General features: G+C 69.8%; 11 protein-coding genes and 1 pseudogene. 6 read left to right on the top strand and 6 right to left on the bottom strand.

Annotation, left to right across the window (positions count from 1 at the left end; genetic code table 11):
• Window positions 1-37 precede the first annotated feature (37 nt).
• The 5 genes from ACFY8O_RS16185 (at window position 38) to ACFY8O_RS16165 (ending at window position 6,348) form a co-directional block, all read left to right on the top strand.
• Entirely contained in the window at window positions 38-748 is a 711-nt protein-coding gene (locus ACFY8O_RS16185; RefSeq protein WP_387902603.1) for an ABC transporter ATP-binding protein, read from the top strand.
• Window positions 745-3,054, top strand: coding sequence for an FtsX-like permease family protein (locus ACFY8O_RS16180; protein ID WP_387902600.1), 2,310 nt, complete (start codon window positions 745-747; stop codon window positions 3,052-3,054). Before ACFY8O_RS16185 ends, ACFY8O_RS16180 begins: the two co-directional genes overlap by 4 nt.
• Window positions 3,055-3,218: 164 nt before the next feature.
• On the top strand, window positions 3,219-3,626 hold the full coding sequence (locus ACFY8O_RS16175; RefSeq protein ID WP_387902598.1) for a hypothetical protein: 408 nt from the start codon (window positions 3,219-3,221) through the stop codon (window positions 3,624-3,626).
• Between the two features lie 395 nt (window positions 3,627-4,021).
• A complete protein-coding gene (locus ACFY8O_RS16170) occupies window positions 4,022-5,098 on the top strand; it encodes a polyprenyl synthetase family protein (RefSeq protein ID WP_387902595.1) in 1,077 nt (358 codons plus the stop codon).
• Between the two features lie 758 nt (window positions 5,099-5,856).
• Complete coding sequence (locus ACFY8O_RS16165; RefSeq protein WP_387902592.1) at window positions 5,857-6,348, top strand: cupin domain-containing protein; 492 nt, start codon at window positions 5,857-5,859, stop codon at window positions 6,346-6,348.
• Window positions 6,349-6,424: 76 nt separating this feature from the next.
• Here the strand turns inward: ACFY8O_RS16165 and ACFY8O_RS16160 are convergent.
• The 5 genes and pseudogenes from ACFY8O_RS16160 to ACFY8O_RS16140 form a co-directional block, all read right to left on the bottom strand.
• Window positions 6,425-6,684 (bottom strand): annotated as a pseudogene (locus ACFY8O_RS16160) (transposase); the annotation flags it as partial.
• Window positions 6,685-6,768: 84 nt separating this feature from the next.
• Entirely contained in the window at window positions 6,769-11,025 is a 4,257-nt protein-coding gene (locus tag ACFY8O_RS16155) for an nSTAND1 domain-containing NTPase (RefSeq protein WP_387903690.1), read from the bottom strand.
• Between the two features lie 16 nt (window positions 11,026-11,041).
• Window positions 11,042-11,386 (bottom strand): CU044_2847 family protein, encoded by a 345-nt coding sequence (locus ACFY8O_RS16150; protein WP_387902589.1) that lies wholly within the window; start codon window positions 11,384-11,386, stop codon window positions 11,042-11,044.
• A 1,170-nt stretch (window positions 11,387-12,556) separates the two neighbouring features.
• On the bottom strand, window positions 12,557-13,087 hold the full coding sequence (locus tag ACFY8O_RS16145) for a DUF6529 family protein (RefSeq protein WP_387903688.1): 531 nt from the start codon (window positions 13,085-13,087) through the stop codon (window positions 12,557-12,559).
• 62 nt (window positions 13,088-13,149) lie between these two features.
• The gene (locus tag ACFY8O_RS16140; RefSeq protein WP_387902588.1) at window positions 13,150-13,638 is read right to left on the bottom strand and encodes a COG4315 family predicted lipoprotein; all 489 of its coding nucleotides are present in this window, start codon (window positions 13,636-13,638) and stop codon (window positions 13,150-13,152) included.
• Between the two features lie 285 nt (window positions 13,639-13,923).
• Here ACFY8O_RS16140 and ACFY8O_RS16135 point away from each other — a divergent pair, with 285 nt between their 5' ends.
• A complete protein-coding gene (locus tag ACFY8O_RS16135) occupies window positions 13,924-14,709 on the top strand; it encodes a hypothetical protein (protein ID WP_387902585.1) in 786 nt (261 codons plus the stop codon).
• A 1,830-nt stretch (window positions 14,710-16,539) separates the two neighbouring features.
• Here ACFY8O_RS16135 and ACFY8O_RS16130 read toward each other — a convergent pair.
• Window positions 16,540-17,619, bottom strand: coding sequence for an FAD-dependent oxidoreductase (locus ACFY8O_RS16130; protein WP_387902582.1), 1,080 nt, complete (start codon window positions 17,617-17,619; stop codon window positions 16,540-16,542).
• Between the last annotated feature and the right edge of the window lie 60 nt (window positions 17,620-17,679).

The following is a 17,679-nucleotide window of genomic DNA, read 5'->3' as shown; positions in this document are numbered from 1 at the left end:
GACGCCCCCTCCGTGGACTCCGTCCTAAGTTCGAGCCATGACAACTGATCACGACGGTGCCCGGCAAGTGATGGTGCGGCTGGACGGCGTGCACAAGGAGTACGGCGAGGCGAAGGCCCTGGACGGGCTGTCGCTGGAGATCACGGCGGGGGACGCGGTCGCCGTGATGGGCCCCTCCGGCTGCGGCAAGTCCACCTTGCTCAACATGGTGGCCGGCCTGGACCGGCCGACCTCGGGCACAGTCGAGGTACATGGTCATGACCTCGGGAAACTGAACGAGACCGGCTTGGCACTGTTCCGGCGGCGGAACGTCGGCATGATCTTCCAGTTCTTCAACCTCGTCGACGATCTGCCGGCCCTGGACAACGTGGCGCTCGCCGCGCAGCTGACCGGCACTCCGGCCCGCCAGGCGCGCCGCCGTGCCCTGGAGCTCCTGGACGAACTCGGTGTCGCCGAGCGCCGGAACAACTATCCGGCGTCGCTGAGCGGTGGAGAGCGCCAGCGCGTCGCCGTCGCACGGGCGTTGATGAACCGCCCGGCCCTGCTGCTCGCCGACGAGCCGACCGGCGCCCTCGACAGCCGGTCGGGCGAGCAGGTGATGGATCTGCTGATCGACCTCAACCAGATCGGCCAGACCCTGTTGATCGTTACCCACGACCCGCAGCTGGCCACCCGCTGCGCCAGCCGGCTGATCGAAGTCGCCGACGGCCGGGTCGCCCGAGAGAGCACGCTGGAGGCGACCGCGTGAGCGCCGTATGGAGGGCCTCGCGCGCGGCCGTGAAGCGCCGTCGGCTCCAGACCTTCGTCATCGGGCTCGTCGTGCTCGGCTCCACCACGACCGTTCTGCTCGCGCTGGTGCTGCTGAGCGCCGCCTCGGGCCCGTTCGACAAGGCTTACGCCGAACAGCGCGGTGCCCATACGGTGGCGACCTTCGACACCACGAAGGTCTCGCAGGAGCAGTTGGCGCGGACCGGCCGGCAGCCCGGAGTGGAGGCTGCGGCCGGACCGTTCGGGCAGGCCGTCGTCGACATCCCCAAGGACTGGCTCTGGACGGCGGGCGGTACCCTCACAGTGGTGGGCCGGGCCGGTCCAGCAGGCCCCGTAGACCGGATCGAACTCCTCGAGGGCCACTGGGCCACCGCACCCGGGGAGATCGTCGTCAACTGGTCCGCCCAGGGCTCCCCGGGCACGGCGCTCCTCGGCACCAAGCTGGAGACCCCCGGCGGAGCGACGCTGACCGTCGTCGGGTTCGCCACCAGCATGAGCAAGTCGGCGAGCGCCTGGGTCTCGCCCGAGCAGATGGCCGCACTGCGACCGGCCTCCGCCCAGATGCTGTACCGCTTCACGGACTCCTCCACGGACGCCCAGCTGCGCGCCTCGCTGGCACGGGCGACCACGGGTCTGCCCACGGAGGCGCTCACCGGCGCACAGACCTACCTCACCCTCAAGCGGGCCTTCTCCGCGCTGGCCGACTCCTACCTCCCCTTCATGACGCTCTTCGGCATCCTCGGCCTGCTCGTCTCCACCCTGATCGTCGGCAACGTGGTCAGCGGGGCGGTCGTCTCCGGGTACCGGCACATCGGGGTGCTCAAGGCCCTGGGCTTCACCCCGAACCAGGTCGTCGCCGTCTACCTGACGATGCTCTCCGTACCGGCGGTGGTGGGCTGCGTGCTGGGAACGCTGGCCGGCAACGCGCTGGCCCGGCCGATCCTGAAGGTCGCGTTCACCGGCATCGACGTGGGCCGGGCCTCGGTCGGCGACATCAGCCCGTGGGTGTCCGTGGCCTGCCTCGTGGGCATGCCCGCCCTCGTCCTGCTGGCCGCGCTGATCCCCGCCCTGCGCGCCCACCGGCTGCCCGCCGCGCGGGCGATCAGCGCGGGCGACGCGCCGCGGGCCGGCCGCGGGCTGCGCGTCCAGCGGATGCTCGGCGCCACCTGGCTGCCGCGCCCGGTCAGTCTGGGCCTCGGCCAGCCGTTCGCCCGTCCCAGCCGCACCCTGCTGACCATGGCGGCCATCGTCCTCGGGGTCACCACGGTGACCCTGTCGACCGGACTGACCAGCACCATGGTGGCGTACGGCAAGGTCGGGCGGGAGGACGGAGGCGCCAGGATCCACGTCACGACCGGGGGATCGGGCAACGACCGGACCCCGCCCCGGCTCAGTGACCCGCAGATCGAGATTCGGCTGCGCTCCCTGCCGCGTGCGGAGGGGGTACGGGCCCGCGCGCTGTCCCAGGTGAACATGACCGGGCAGACCCAGCCCGTCTTCGCCGACTTCTACCGTGGCGACGATTCCTTGTACGACCACACCATCGTCAAGGGCCGGGCGCCGACTGCGGCGGGCGAGATCGTGGCCGGGCCGGCCTTCCTGACACAGCGCGGCCTGAAGCTCGGTGACCGGGTCACGCTGGAGCTGAACGGCAGGAAGATCACCGCGACCGTCGTGGGCCAGCTCGTCGAGGGCGACGCCCGGGCCCTGGAGGCCACCTGGCGGACCCTCGTCCAACTGGCACCGGACGCCCACGCAACCGAGTACACGGTACGGCTCGCCTCGGGCGCTGACGCGCGCGCCTACGCCGAGGCGGTCGCGGCGCTCGACCCGGACCTGCACGCGTCGGTGATGGACTCCGGCAACGCCGGCACCACCACCGTCGTCACCTTCTCGACTGTGTTCACGGTATTGCTGACGCTCGTCGCGTCGCTCGGGGTCTTCAACACCGTCCTCCTGAACACTCGTGAGCGGCGCCGGGACCTGGGCATGCTCAAGTCGATCGGGATGACCCCCCGACAGGTGGTGGTGATGACGGTGACCTCGGTCGCCGGGCCGGGAGCGGTCGGCGGGCTGCTCGGCATCCCGCTCGGGATCGTGGCGCACCGCCTCGTCGTGGACAACGTCGGGGTGGTCGACTTCCCCGCGTCCATGAAGGATGTGTGGCACGCGCCGCAGCTGGCCGCGATGCTCATGGCGGGTGTGGCGATCGCAGTCCTCGGCGCCCTGGTCCCGGCCCGGTCGGCGGGCCGGATGACCATCGCCTCGGTACTGCACACCGAGTAGGCGGTGTCAGAAAGGCGATGTGTGTGCCAACTTGTGGGGCGCACTCTTCTGTACGATCCGGCGGTCGCACGCCGCCGCCGATCTCCTCGCCCCTGTTCCGGCCATACGGACCGGCGACCTCGTGGGATGCGCATGCGTGTCCCACGAAGGGACGGAAGGGCGTGATGACCAGCAGTCCGCATGCATCGTCGAACGCCGACGCACACGGCATCGTCGAATTCCGGCAGCGCGAGCAGGCGACCATTCCCATTTCCGGCATCCAGGCTTCTGGAAAGTCGACGGTCGCGCAGGCACTGACCGAGCGGGCTGCCACGCTCCGTACAGCCTATGACGGCCGCTCGCGCCGCCGTCACGCCGAAGCCGTGTGCGCGCCGTGCGAGTGCGGCTGGCAGACGGCCGCGAAGTACCCGCTGGACTGGGCGGCGAACGGTGATCAGGCCTTGCACGAGGCGGACACCGACCTGGCCGGGCCGCGCTCGGACTGGACCGCGCGCCTGTCCGTCGGCCGCGACAGGACCGTGCCCCTGCCGGAACCCTTGGCCGCCTGCTGGCCGACCTCGCTGACCAGCTGACCACCACCGCCGTGGACACCCCGCGCGCCGCCGACATGCTGGAGCGTCACCACCAGGGCTACCGGGGCGGCCGTCGGCATGCTGAACGCCGATGTGTCCCCCGAAGCGGTTGCCGCCGCGCTCGGTATCAGCCGGACCAAGGCCCTGATCCTGCTCCTGACCGCCCAGGAGCGGTAACGGCCCGGCGTACGACGCCCTGCCCTCTTCACGGGCGGGGGCCGGGGCGTTGATCCACTCCCGCGAAGACGTTGGGACGGCCGGTGCGTTCGGCGTCAGGGTGCGGCCTGGTCTTCCCGAGGTGGCTACCCCGAACACGGCAGGGATGGCCTCGCTTCACCTGGTGATTTACCGTCGGCTGCCGAGGTTTCGCCGTGCTTGCCGTTTCAGGGAGAGTCATGACTGCTGAGATCACAGCCGATATTCACGCTCGGCTGGCCGGATACCGAGACCGCTTCGACGCGGTCTTCGCCCGCTACTTCGACACGCTTGCCCAGCAGCGGCTCCCGCGTAGCACCTTCGTGCCCGAGGCGCTGGAGCTGGTGCGTGACATGTCGCTGCGCGGCGGCAAGCGGCTACGCGTGGCGCTGCTCTACGAGGCGGCGAGGTTGGTGACCCCCGATCCCGTGCCGGGGCTGGAGGAGGCAGCCCTGAGCATCGAGCTTCTGCAGACGCACGGCCTGATCCACGACGACATCATCGACGACTCCCCGGTGCGCCGGGGCGCGTCGTCGGTGTACTACGCCTACCGTGATCGCTATCCCGATCGGGAGCAGACTGCTCTGGGACTCGCGGTGCTGGCCGGCGACCTGGCCGCGTTCTGGTCGGTGCAGGTACTGATGAGCGCACCGGTGTCGCGGGAAGCGCGCCGGGCCATGGCGGCAGTGCAGGCGACGGCAGGGGCGGATACGGTCGTCGGACAGGTCCTCGATCTGGAACGCGACTTCGGCCCCCTGCCCGACCGGGAGGCGCTGGATGCTGTATCCGAGTACAAGAGTGCCCGGTACTCGGTTCTGGCCCCCTTGCAGCTGGGTCTGCTCGCCGCAGGGGCCGACCCGGCCGACCACCACGAGGAACTGGCTCGCTACGCGCGGCTGGTCGGGGTGAGCGGCCAGCTACGCGACGACTACCTCGACCTGTTCGCAGATACGGCCACGCTCGGCAAGGCGGCCGGTACCGATCTGCGCTCGGGCCGCCGCAGCTACGCCGTCTGCGCAGTCCTGGCCGCGACGGCCGACCAGGAGCGAGCGCTCGTGGAGGCTGCGCTCACTGCCCCGGGCTGCCCTCCGGAGACGGTCGAGCAGGTCCAGCGGATCGCCCGGCGCCACGGGGTTGACCAGCAACTGCGTGCTGACATCCGGCAGAACGCGGAAGGCGCGGCAGCTGTCGCGGCGGGATGGCGTGGACGCTGGCGTGGGGACGCTGTCGAGTTCTTCGAGTATCTGCCGTTGTGGGCTGCAGAACGCGCGCTGTGACTCCTGGGCCGAGCGCGGGCTGGGGGAGCGAGGTGAAGACCCCGCCGGTGACCGCCGCCCCGAGGAATGCGCCGACAACTACGTGGGCGCGGGTGTGGCAGCCCAGCCGTACTCGCGCCCAGCCCACCAGCTCCACGCGTGCCAACGATGACCGCAAGGTCATCGCCGAGCAGGGCGGACGGGTCGAGAGCAGCGCCGCCATGAGGGCTACATCCAGCAGGGGAACCCCTGGTCACGGTGGTGCAGGGAGGGTATTCGCCTCCTGCAGTACGGTGAGGGCGTTGACCAGGGCTCCGCTCGGCGCGTCGTCGCTCACGGGGTGTTTCTCCCGGAGGACTCCGGCGGCTTCGGGCGCGCTTGTCATCGCCATCTCGACTCCACGGGACCACGTGTACAACTCGAGGGGCCGGGAAGTTCCTCGTTCGCCGCCCCGGTCTGCTGCCTCACCGTCTCCACCTGGACGGACTCACCAACCGAGGCTGTGCGCGCTGTGGAGGTACGCCGGAGAAGCCGCGGGATCCCGTCGAGACACCTCTCCTGCGCGGGTGATGACGAACGCTTCTTCCTCCTGGCGCGCACCGGGTGATGGATGCTGCCGCGAGGGAGACGCGTCAGCGCGTGAAACAATCAGCGGCAGGTACGGTGCGGAGGCGGGGGTCCCAGGCGACGGTGTCCGCCCGCCGCCCCGGGCATCCACCGGCCCGACGCGCGCACGTCCCCCGCCCCCTCGGGAACCGATGATCGATTGGGAGTTTCGTGTGCTCACAGCACAGCAGTGGATCGAAGCCCTGGGGCTCGAACCGCATGTGGAAGGCGGCTTCTTCCGGCGTACCTACCAGGCAGATCACCGTCCACCGGTGCGGACCGAGCAAGGCGAGCGCCTGCTGCTCACGTCCATCCACTACCTGCTCACCGAGGCGTCACCCATCGGGTGCTGGCATCTCAACCGTTCGGACATCCTCCACTTCCACCACTCCGGTGCACCCCTGACGTATCACCTGATCCACCCGGACGGACGGGCGGAGTCCGTCACCCTCGGCCCCGACCCGTACCAGGGGCAGGTCCTGATGCTGGCGGTTCCCGGTGGTGTGTGGAAGGCAACCTCTCTTGACGGCGGCGATCACGCCTTGATCAGTGAAGCCGTGGCCCCCGGCTTCGACTATGCGGACATGACGCTCGGCCACGCCGACGAGCTGGCGAACCGTTTCCCGCAGCACACGGAGCTGGTCCGGCGCTACCGGACCCGGTGAAGCGACCGCGGTCACGGGCCGGGGCTGAAGGTCTGTCACAGATCCACGTGGTCGACGACCTCGTATCGCCGCAGGTCACGATCAGCCCGGTGCCCAGGGAGGCGCCGTCCGCGATGACCGTTGTCCCGGCCGCGATGGTGGGCAGGTCCGATTCTCGCCAGGCGTGGGTGTCGGCCTTGTTCCCGGGGACGGGGCGGGCTGAGGCGGTCACCAGGCGGCTGTCCGCGTAATGACGACCTGCACGTTCGCCGAGAACCGGTAGGTGCGGGATGACGCGGCGACCTTGCGGTCGCGGACCGGGACCAGGGTTCCGTCCACGATCCACAACCGTTCGACGAGTGGTGCTCTCGTCGTGATGGCCGAGTACCTGAGCGATGACGGGCGCCGGGTGAACCGTTCAGCCACCTCCCCCCTTCGTTGTCATCGAGGGCAGACCGGGTCGGTTCGCGTTCCCTGAAGGTACTGGGAGCGTTCCTCCTGGGTGAAATCCCGGTGGAGGGCATGGCAGATCTGTTCGATCGCTGCTGCCGTGTCGGGGAGCGCCATGTCCCACAGCCGTACCGCGCCGTTCTTGTCTCCGGAGGCCACGGCCCGCCCGTCCGGGCTGAATGCCAGTGACACCACCTCGTTCGTCGGGCTGGTCAGTGGCACCCTTCGCTGCTGGCCGGAAGCCAGATCCCACAACGTTGCCGCACTCTCGTCGGTCCGCGCGGCCAACGACCGGCCATCCGGGCTGAACGTCAGCGAAGCCACCAGTTCGTCCGTGCCCGTGGGGAGTTCGTTCCGTTGATCCCCCGACGCCGTCTCCCACAGTCGTACCGTGCCGTCCTCGCTGCCCGCGGCCAGTGTCCGGCCGTCCGGACTGAACGCCAGCGATCCCACCAGGTCGTCGTCGCCCATCAGGAGCTCCCCGCGCTGCCGCCCCGACGCCACATCCCACAATCGGACCACACCGTCACCGCTCCGCGCGGCCGACGAGCGGAAGTCCGTACGTTCGCCCCTGCCTGCGGCCAGTGTCCGGCCGTCCGGGCTGAACGCCAGCGACAGGACCAGGTCATGATTGCCCATCGATAGCGTGTCGAGCAGTTCTCCCGACGCCGCGTCCCACAGCCGAACCGTGCCGTTGTCGCCGCCTACGGCCAGTTTCCGGCCGTCCGGGCTGAAGACCATCGACACGACCTCTCCCTTCAGGGCGGTCAGTGGCACCGGCCGCAGTCGGCCCGTGGCCCGATCCTGCAGCCGCACTGTGCCGTCCGCCCAGGCCACGGCCAACGACCGGCCGTCCGGGCTGAACGCCATCGACATCACCGAGTCGTCCTCGCCGGTGCGCAGCGTCTCAGGCTTTTCGCCCGAAGCCGGGTTCCACAGCCGTACCGTGCCGTCCTGGCTGCCTACGGCCAGCGTCCGGCCGTTCGGGCTGAACACCGACGCCACCACCCAGCCGCTTTCGCCGACCCGCAGCTCCTCCCGCTGTCTCCCGGAAGTCAGATTCCACAGCCGTACCGTGCCGTCCTCGCTGCCCGCGGCCAGCGTCCGGCCGTCCGGGCCGAACCTCAGCGACGCCACCGCGCCCGCCTGGCCGGTCAGCAGCTCACGCTGCTGCTCAGCTGCATCGACATCCCACAACCGAACCACACCCTCGCTGTCACCCGCGGCCAGCGTTCGGCCGTCCGGGCCGAACGCGACCGACACCAGCAAGTCGTTCTCGCCGGTCAGCAATTCCGACCGCCGTTCTCCCGAAGCCACGTCCCACAGCCGCACCTTGCCATGGCCGCCGCACCCTGCCAGGGTCCGGCCGTCCGGGCTGAACGCCATCGACATCAGCGAGTCGGCCTCGCCGGCGCGTAGTTCCGCCCGCTGTTCTCCGGACGCCACGTCCCACAGCCGCACCACGAAGTCGGTGCCGTACGAGGCAAGCGTCCGGCCGTCCGGGCTGAACGCCAGTGACGTCACCCACGCGCCGTGCCCGCCCAGCGGTCCCCGGAGGGGCTTTCCCGAAGCCACGTCCCACAAGCGAACGGTGTCGCTGAAATCACCCGAGGCCAGTGTCTTGCCGTCCGGACTGAACGCCATCGACATCACCGCACCGTCCTCGCCGGTACGCAGCTCCCCGCGCTGCTTTCCGGATGCCACGTCCCACAACCGCACCGCGAATTCGTCGCCACCCGGGTCCGAAGCGTCCAAGGCAAGCGTTCGGCCGTCCGGACTCAACGCCAACGGCAAACCGCCCACCGGCGGTCCTCCGTGGCCGACGAAAGGCCTTCCCCGCTGTCGACCCGAAGCGATGTCCCACGTCCGAGCCGTGCCGTCGCCGCTGCCCGAGATCAGCGTCCGACCGTCGGGACCGAACGCGAGGGCGTCCACATCGTCCAAGTGGCCGGTCAGGAGAGAGGTGAGTCCCAGGTCGGCGGCTTGGAGGACGCTCGCGCGTGCCTCGTCGGTGCGTGAGGTGCGGTAGGCATGCACCGCCAGCAATGACGCCAGCTCCGGCTCGATGTCGATCAGGGCCTCGGACTGGGCGGCAAGCTGCCGGGACTGGGCCTCACGCTCTGCAGTGACGGCTTCCTGGCGTTGCCACGTCGCCAGGCCGACGGCGATCAGGGCAAGGGCGAGCAGACCGGCGAGGATGCTGTTGAGACGCCGGGTGCGGCGGACAGCGGCTTGCTGGTGGCGCTCGCTGGCGGTCACGAAGTCGGTGATCTCCGCGGGCAGCGAGCGTTGCCCGGACCAGTCCATGCTTTCGGCGAGGTCGGTGCCGTCGAGCAGGTCCGCTGAGAGACCTGTCCGGGTGTGGCGGTCATGCTGCTCGGTGACGCGGTGCAGCCACATCTGGAACCGGTGGTCACGAGTGACCCATTCGCGCAGGTCTCCCCAGTCTCGGATCAGTGCGTCATGCATGAGTTCCGCGATCGGCTCACCTGGCTCACCGTCAGGCCGCGGAAAAGTGCCGGTGATGATGATCCGATCCCGGCTCAATGCGGCCATAACCTCGTCGAAGATCTCGCCCGGGCCGGAGCCGGCACTCGTCGCGTCGGTAGCCAGGGCCCGAAGCCGCGCGAGCGGAACCTGCTGACGAGCGGCCGGGATGCCGCGGACGTCGTCAGCCGGGCGGACCAACGCAGTCAGGAGCCGGCGCGCGGTGGGCCGGTGCCCGGCAGGCAGCCGGCCCACCGCGTTGTTGCACCAATCGGTCAGGCTCCCGGAAACCCTGCCGATGCGCCGGTACGCCCGATGCGTGAGACGCCCGTCGGTGCGACGTTCCCACAGCTGGGCCAGTGCCAACTGGAGAGGGGGCAGAAGGGTGGCCGGAGTTCCCCCGTCCGGGTCGGCGGCGCGGAGGTCGTCGACGATGCCCTCCGCCAGCCCGTCCTCGAAACGGGCACCGGCGTCCAGCGCGGGGCGGGTAATGATGGTGTGCAGCTCGGAGGCCGTGAGCTGGGCGGGGACGTTCACCGAACCGGGCGTCGCAGCTGCCAGCAACAGGGGGCACACCTCGGCCAAGCGGGGAAAGAAGTCGTTGCGCATGACCAGGACCACGTTGGTGGTGGGGCACCCGTCCACCACGGCGAGCAGGTCGTCGACGGTCCGGCGGACGTCGGCACGTGGTCGCGCGAGGAGTTCCTCGAACTGGTCGATGACCAGCAGCAAGTGCTCCCCGTCCGGTCCCGCCGCGAGTCGGCCCTCGACCGCGCTCCTGATGCCCACGGCCCCGGCTCCGGGCAGGCCTGCACGCTCCAACTCCGCCGCCAGGTTCTGCCCCGGCCGGGTCACCACACGATCCCACCGGTCGCTCCCGGGCAGTCGCCCCTCGGACAACGCGTGCAGAACGCCCGCGTGGACCAGGGACGACTTGCCCGCGCCGGACGGACCCAGGAGCAGTACCAAGCGCTGCCGACGGAGCGCCTCCAGGACGCTGTCCACCGCCGCGTCCCTGCCGTGGAACCACTCGGCGTCCTGTGCGGTGAACGGCTTCAGCCCCGGGTAGGGACAGATCCGCTGTTCCGCCAGCCCGGGCACCACCTCGCGCAGCACTTCCGCAGGCGTGGCGTAGGCGATGCCCTGCCCCCTGCCGTACGGATCCGGAGCGGTGATCGCCGTCACCATGCCGATCACAAGACCGGTCATGTCATCAACCACCGGCCCGCCGCTGAAACCGGTCGTCAGATCGTTGGCACGGGTCAACTGCAGCTGAGTGCCCATGCGTGCCGTGGGCAGCGTGCCACCGGCAGTTCCGTGCCCGAAGTGCCCGAACTCCGGTGCCTGGGTGGGAAATCCGAACGAGCTGACCGGGTGTCCCTTGCTTCCCTCCGCCGACCCCAGCGCCAGAGGGCGGGCCGACACCGGCACGTTCGCCATCCGGACGGCCGCGACGTCCTCCGCCTCTGGTGCCCGCCACGCCTCCGCGAGGACCACACCCGCCACCACAGGGGCCGACGGCAGATGCGGGAAACGCACTTCCACCTCGTCGCCCAGGTCGTGCCCGGCGGCCCGCAGCACGTGCGCACAGGTGACGACAATGCCCCCATCTGCCAGGAATCCCGCCCCGGCCACGTCGCCGGTGCCGGTAAGGACTTGGACGACCGCGGAAGCCCACGAGCGTTGCCTGTCACCGAAGCCCCGAACGCCGCCCCGGCCGGAACCCGCCTCATCGGCCGCCGAACAAAGTTCGTCCCCCATCGCCAAGCCCCCTCGGTCACGACGCGTCGCCGGCGCCCGCTCCGTCCCGCCACAGCACCCGAACCTTCAGATGCGCCGTCGCCTCGCCCTTGCTGATGACCGCACCCGCCTGCGCCGACAGGGTCACCCCGAACTCCACCTCGACCTCCGCCGGACCGGCCTCCCGCAACTGGGCCACCGCTGCCTGAGTCATCTCCCGAATCGGCACCAGGGCATCCTGCACCGTCCGTGGCAGGTCCCTCACCGCGTCCGCCACCCGACCGGCCTTCACCGGTCCCTCGCCCACCGGCGGCCGCGATTCCGGCGCAGACTCGAACAGGATCTCCCCGCCACCCGCCAGTGGCATACGCTCCACGGCCACCCTCGGCTCCCTTCCTCCCACGTCGGCAGCGGTGCGACGGCTGCCCTCATCCGACCCAGTACAACATCCAACATCGGTTGCACACCGCCCGTTTCAGATATTCTGGTACGCCTCGGCCCTGTTCCCCGGGGTGGCTGGCCTGCGTCGGTCAGCGCGGGAGCGGTGCTCCCGACGTGGCCCGGGCCGCAGCACAGAGTTGGTGAGAAACCGAGTATCTTGCCGGGACCATCCAGCCCCGAGATTCGCGTCGCCACGACACCACCGCAGCCGGCACTCTGGCGGCCGTTGCCTCGCCGATCTAGGTCAGCGCCGTCAGTCCCACCGGCTCATGGGCGAGGGCATCGGCCTGCTGCCCATCGGCTGTACCGCTACTACTCAACCCCGAACTCCGGCTTCCAGCAGGGACGACGGCTGGGCGCGCCTGAGGCCTCGTCCTGCTGGACCAGGTCGCCGAACAGGCCGGGAGGAACCGTCCGTAAGGCTTCTGTCGACCAGGGCTTCAAGTACCAGGTCCTCGTACACGGCGTCGGCCTGGGCATCGACGTAGAGATCGTCACGAGCGAGCAAGCTGGTCCAGGACCGTGCCCGTAGTCGGGCCGACCGCTGCGGTCGGATCGTCGGCGGTGAACGATGGAGAAGGGCCGGGTCGAGCACGTGGTGTTCGATCATCGCCGGCCTACCGTCCCAGCAGCAGGCCGCAGACCTGTTCCCGGCTCGGAGGTGAGCACCGAGACCCCACCGACCTTTTCGGCCTCCCCGGTGCCGACCGCGTTCTTCGGCCGACTCCTACACCGCCAACTTCGGCATCGCCCCCGTGCACAACCAGGACAACCCAGCGTCTGGTCTTTCCAGGCCACGGAGAACCCTATGCAGGCGTGGTGGGCGGCACGGCGAGCACCGCGGTCAGGCCCATAGCTGTGCCGTCCCCCGCCGGGGCACGCTGTCTGCTGCTGCCGCTTCTCGAGCAGCTCCGGGCGCAGGTCGACCGCATCCGCCCGGGGGTAGCGCAGTTCCATGAGCACGTGGGCGTAGCGAGGGGTCCCTCCGCCTCCGACCCCCAGACGTCGTACGGCTTCGGCCTTGTCCCGAGGCAGGCCGGTGCATACCCGTTCGGATGCTGCCCTCGTTCCCGCCGGGGAGCGCGGGAGGCTGAGGCCCGGCCGCCTTCCCTCAGACGGAGGGAAGCCCCGGTACTGAGGATCCGTTCAGTGCCCACAGGGCAGCCGTGTACCAGAGGAGGGCCACGCCGAGCGCGAGCAGGGCACCCGCCACAGGAAGGAGCCAGCCAGGCAGGCGCCTGCTGCGCACAACGATCACCTTGGCCACGAATGCGCCATAGAGCGCACACCCGGCGAAGGAGTGGATCGCGACCCGCGGGGACGCTGTCTCGATCCCATAGGTCTCCAGACAGTGATACGCGATAGGCAGCGAGGCGAGGAGAATGAGAAACCCGAGCAGTCGGTGTCCCAAGGGCACCGAACGGGGTGCGGAGCGGATGCCGGGCACGCGACCGTACATCCACAAGGCGAGGCCGGTCTGGACGAGGGCGAGGCCGAGCAGCGCGGTGCCCATCCGGGCTTTGAGGTCGACAGCGGCGGTGCCGTGTTCGCCGAGGAGTCCGTTGTCGTAGTCGGGCGTGTGGTGGGTTCCGAAGAGGTAGATCCCGTAGCCGACCGCGACAGGTAGGAGGACGGCTGACAGGGTTCCGACGGCGAGGTTCCTGCCGCTGTCGCGTCGCCGGGAACCCTTGCCGTTCAGCCGGATCAGCCCTCTACCTTGTTGCCCTTGGTGTCAAGGACATACCACTCGGCGCCGAACTGGTCGAGGCCCTGGCCGTTCGTCTGGCCGGGCTTGGTGTCGCCGGCGTAGTAGTACAGGGGGTGTCCGTTGTATGTGACTTGCTCGTGACCATCGGAGCGCTTGGTGACGTCGAGCAGCTTCTTGTCCGCTCCCTTGCCGACTTCTGCGGCCCCCTTGGTGAGCAGGGGAGGCCACGCTTTGGCGCAAGCATCTGTGCAGTTCGATTTGTTCTTCTTGTCGGCGAGGAAGAGATAGAGGGTGTTGCCCTTGTCGTCCACGAGGATGCTGCCGAGTTTGCCTGCGGACTTCGTGTCCACCGTCGCCGCCGTCGAAGGCGAGGCGCTGGATGAGGTAGGCCCGTACGCCTCACCCGGGGAACTGTCGGAGCAGCCGGCCAGGGCGGCGACGAAAAGGGAGGCAGCACAGGTGGCCGCTGTGGCGGTGCGTCTCATTCGAGTTCTCCGGGGATGGGGATGCGGGAGGCTTCATGGCTTTCCCCACCTGAGCCCGTCCGCTCACGGCTTCGCCTTCAGGACCACTCCGCCGGAGGCGCTCCCCACGTCCCACTTGAGGGGTCCCGCCGGCCTCGCCCGCGCCGGAATCGGGTGTTCTGGCGGGCATCTGTGCGGCGGGAGTCGTTCCTGCCACTCTGGAAGCCAGGGAGACCGCTAGCTCGGCAACCCTGACGGACCGTCTGGATCGGCGAGGGACAGCGGGGACAACGGATGCCAGGGTTCTTGACCGACTTACCGACCTTCTGGGCCTTCGCGGCGGTCTGGGTCGGCGCTTTCACGACGTTCATGGCGTTCTCGCTGGTCCGCCTCCGATACGTGCTCCGGCGCGACCGGCAGGCCATCGGACGCTTCTTCGAGACCGGCGGCGCGAAGCCCGTTCTCGCCATGTATCACCTTGAGGGAGAGCGGGCCGCGACACAGGCCGGGATGCTGCTGCTCTCCGCCGGGCCCCGCTCCTTTCACGGTCGGCGCCGGGCGATCGCGGAAGCAGGACCGCAAACGCACCGCCTGCTGGGGTCACTGCAGACGGCCATCGACGACGCCGGAGGGAGCGGCTCTCTGGAGGAGGTGAGAGCATCGTCCCGCTTCCCGGCCTTCCGCTCCCAGTTGCGGCGTACAGCACGGCGCAACCTCCCCGTTCGTCGCACGCGCGACGTGCCCGGTGCGAGGGAAGGGTGGGCCGCGGTGTGCGGTCTGTTCGCCGTCCTCGTCCTCGGCGTCGGTTTCTACGCCCGCCAGCCGGGCGCGGAGGGACTCTGGTTCATGATTGCCCTGGCCGTGCATGTGCCGGTGGCGATCTGGCTCGGTGTGGCGGACGGGCGGAGGGGACCGGAGCAGTGGCCCGAGTTCGGGGCGCTGTGCGAGCGCTGCGTCGCCGAGGCGGGCGTTCGCGTCCTTGAACCGGAGCGGGTTGCTGGTACGGGCTCCGCGGCTACCTCCGGCTGGGCCCACGACGGCGGTGTCGGCGCGTCCAGTTCGTGCGGCGGTGGCTGTGGCGGCGGGGCATGAGCCGGCGTCCGTTTCCGGGACGCCCGAAGGAGGGCAAGGGCCTCAAGGCGACGATCCGCAACCGGCTGCGCCACTGCGCCACCGAACCCCGCCCGTCGCCGCCGTGGACCAGGCCGCGGTCGACGCGTTCCCCGCGATGCTTGGTGCAACGCGAGGGGCATGCAGGGAATCGCGCGTGGCCCGGGAGGTGGGGCTGTAAGGACGTCGGGGACAGCGGCTACAGGGTTTGCGACCAGGTACCGCGTGTCAGGGTGGTGGCGCCGTCCGGGGTGATGGTGACCCGGGTGCCGTAGACGGGCAGGGTGCTCTCGCGGTTGAGCCGGTTGCGTACCCGCTGGAGTTACCGCCCCAGGCGTTGCGGCCCGCTCTGATGAACGACCGGCTCGCCCCAAGGAAATCAGTGGTAGCCAGCGCGCAAGAGCCGTCAGGGTTCAGCAGCCACACGGGGCGCTCGTCGCCGTCTCAGCGGAGTCGGTAGTCGATCCTGGGGACCTGCAGGGCCCAGCACCGACCTGACCTCCCAGAAGTCCGACGGGTAGAGCGCGGGTATCGGCAGATCTCGGTGTTTTCCCCGGCGGCTTCCCACGCCTGTTCCCACACCCTGCTGGTGGGGGAGTCGTGGTCGTCGCCGTGGCGGGTGCGCATGAAGAGCCGGCGGGGGCAGGTGCGATCCGGCCGGCAGTGCCTCCGTCCGCGGTTCTGTCGGCGGTGACGATGAGCCCGGTGCCGACGAGGTCGTGATCAGGCGGCCACCGGGCTGGAGTGCGTCCAGCCACGATGTCGGGACCGGGCGCACGGACACCGTCGAGATGATCTGGTCGAGGGTCCCGGGGAGGGGGCCGGGGACGTCGACGACGTCATCCGTGGACGGAGCCCGAGCCCAGCCAGTCGGCTGCTCGCGGCCCCGACCAGGTAGGGACCGACGTACACGCTGGTCACCTGCTGGTCTCCGAGCCGCCGGCACATCAGGGCCGTGCCGTAGCCGGTACCGGTGGTGACCAGGACGCCGGAGTCATCGGCGACCATCGCGTGCCGGTACATGTTCACGACCAGGCTCGGCAGCGTCGACGAGGACGTGGGCAGAACCGCACCCGAGGCGGGCCACCGTGCAGACATGCGCGCTGCAGCGATTCCTGCGCTGCCGCAACCAGAACGCCCGATTCTGGCCGCCCGCCGGCGCGAACGCGCACGTGTCCGCGGTGAGGGGGAATGCGGTGGGGCGGCAGACCACAGGCGGCAGCGGTCTGAGGTGTCCGCCACGGCGGTCTACCCGGCCACATCTCCGGGAGAGCGACGGGTGATCTTCTTGCCCGCTTCGGTCTCCACCAGAGTCACCGCACCGATCCAGTTGCCGTCATCCGGGCACTCCCAGTGCTCCCCGCGCCTGCGGGGATGGTCCCTCGACCCCGCGCCGCACGGGCAGCCATACTGCCGCCCCCACGCTTGCGCGTCGCGACGCTCTTCCTGGACGGAAACGCCCTGTTACGGCACTCCTTGTTCCCGCCTGCCCGCTACTGCTCCGGTGCTGGTTGGGTTTCGGCCTGCTGCCACTGCGCTGGCAGAACCCTTCCCTCGCCGGCCCTGATGCCCCCTTGCAGCGCGGGTGCAGGGCTGCCGTCCTGGGAGGCTGGAAGCCCGCCGCTCGGCTCTTCGAGGAAGTTGGCCAGGACTGGGGAAGGCGTTCCCTGTGTGCCCAGCGCTTGGGTTACCTCGCGGCCGGGAGGAGCGACCGGTGGCTGAAGGCGTGGCAGCTGGCCCGCCCCGGAAATCCGGACTGCACCGGTGACGCCGGTCCCGCGCGGGGCAGGTGCGCGGGACCGGCGTTGCAGCTCAGTGGAGCGGGATGTTCGGGAGGTGGTTGAGTGCTGCCTGGACGACCTCGGGCATGGACGGGTGTATCCAGTACTGGCCGCGTGCCCCGGAGCGGGCGTCCTGGCCGAGCGACATCGCCTGGATCAGAGGCTGGATCAGAGTGGGCGCCTGCGGGCCGATGATGTGCGCCCCCAGGAGCCTCCCGGTGGCGGGGTCGGCCAGCACCTTGGCGAAGCCAGTGGTGTCCTCCATGGCCCAGCCGTAGGCGATGTCGGAGTAGTCGGAACGGCCCACCACGTACGCTGTGCCGGTTTTCTTCGCCTCCTGCTCTGTCAACCCCACGGCGGCGATCTGCGGGGAGGAGAGCACCGCGTGCGGGACGTGGCGGTGATCGGTGGCGATCGGGTCCTGCGGGTGGAGGACGTTATGCATCACCGTCTCCGCCTCGGCGTTCGCCACGTGCTTGAGCATCCACTTCGAGGAGACGTCACCCAGCGCCCATACGCCGGGCACCGACGTGGCCTGCTGCTCGTCGACCACGATCCGGCCGTCGGGACGCGTGGCCAGACCGCCGGCCGCCGCGTCCACCCCATCGGAGTTGGGACGCCGGCCGATCGCCATCAGCACCTCGTCGACCTCGACCTCTTCGCCACCCTGCGGACCTTCGAGGCTCAGTACGATCCCGTTGTCGCTTCGCCGGGCTCCCACCATCTTGCGTTCCAGGCGGACGTCCCACTGCTGCTTCGCCAGTTCGGTGAAGCGCTGGGCGATCTCCGCGTCCTCGCGGGCCAGGAGCTGGTCGAGCATCTCCACCACGGTGACCTCGACACCGAACGACGAGAACACATGCGCAAGCTCGGTGGCCACGAAGCCGCCGCCCACCACGGCCATCCGGCGCGGCAGCCGCTCCATGGTGCGGACATCGTCGCTGGTACGGAAGCCGACCTCGGCCAGCCCCGGAATCGGCGGCACCACCGGACGGCTGCCCGCTGCCACCACGACCTGGTCGGCGGTGAGTTCGACCGTTCCGTCCGCGGTCTCCACTTCGAGGCGGCGCTCACCGGCATACGTGCAGGACAGGGCCCGAGAAACCCGCAAAGTATTGCTGGAATCAGCCGCACATCTATTTTTCGAACGGGGATATGCGGGAACGAGCGT

The organism is Streptomyces argenteolus (assembly GCF_042902585.1).
Lineage (GTDB): Bacteria > Actinomycetota > Actinomycetes > Streptomycetales > Streptomycetaceae > Streptomyces > Streptomyces argenteolus.
Note: the sequence above shows the minus strand (reverse complement) of the source record. Positions and strands in the feature narration are given on the sequence as shown.

Bases quoted from the DNA above. Each gene is read 5' to 3' on its own strand.
- ACFY8O_RS16175 (WP_387902598.1), top strand. From the start codon at position 3,219: ATGACCAGCAGTCCGCATGCATCGTCGAACGCCGACGCACACGGCATC.
- ACFY8O_RS16185 (WP_387902603.1), top strand. From the start codon at position 38: ATGACAACTGATCACGACGGTGCCCGGCAAGTGATGGTGCGGCTGGAC.
- ACFY8O_RS16140 (WP_387902588.1), bottom strand. From the start codon at position 13,638: ATGAGACGCACCGCCACAGCGGCCACCTGTGCTGCCTCCCTTTTCGTC.
- ACFY8O_RS16170 (WP_387902595.1), top strand. From the start codon at position 4,022: ATGACTGCTGAGATCACAGCCGATATTCACGCTCGGCTGGCCGGATAC.
- ACFY8O_RS16155 (WP_387903690.1), bottom strand. From the start codon at position 11,025: ATGGGGGACGAACTTTGTTCGGCGGCCGATGAGGCGGGTTCCGGCCGG.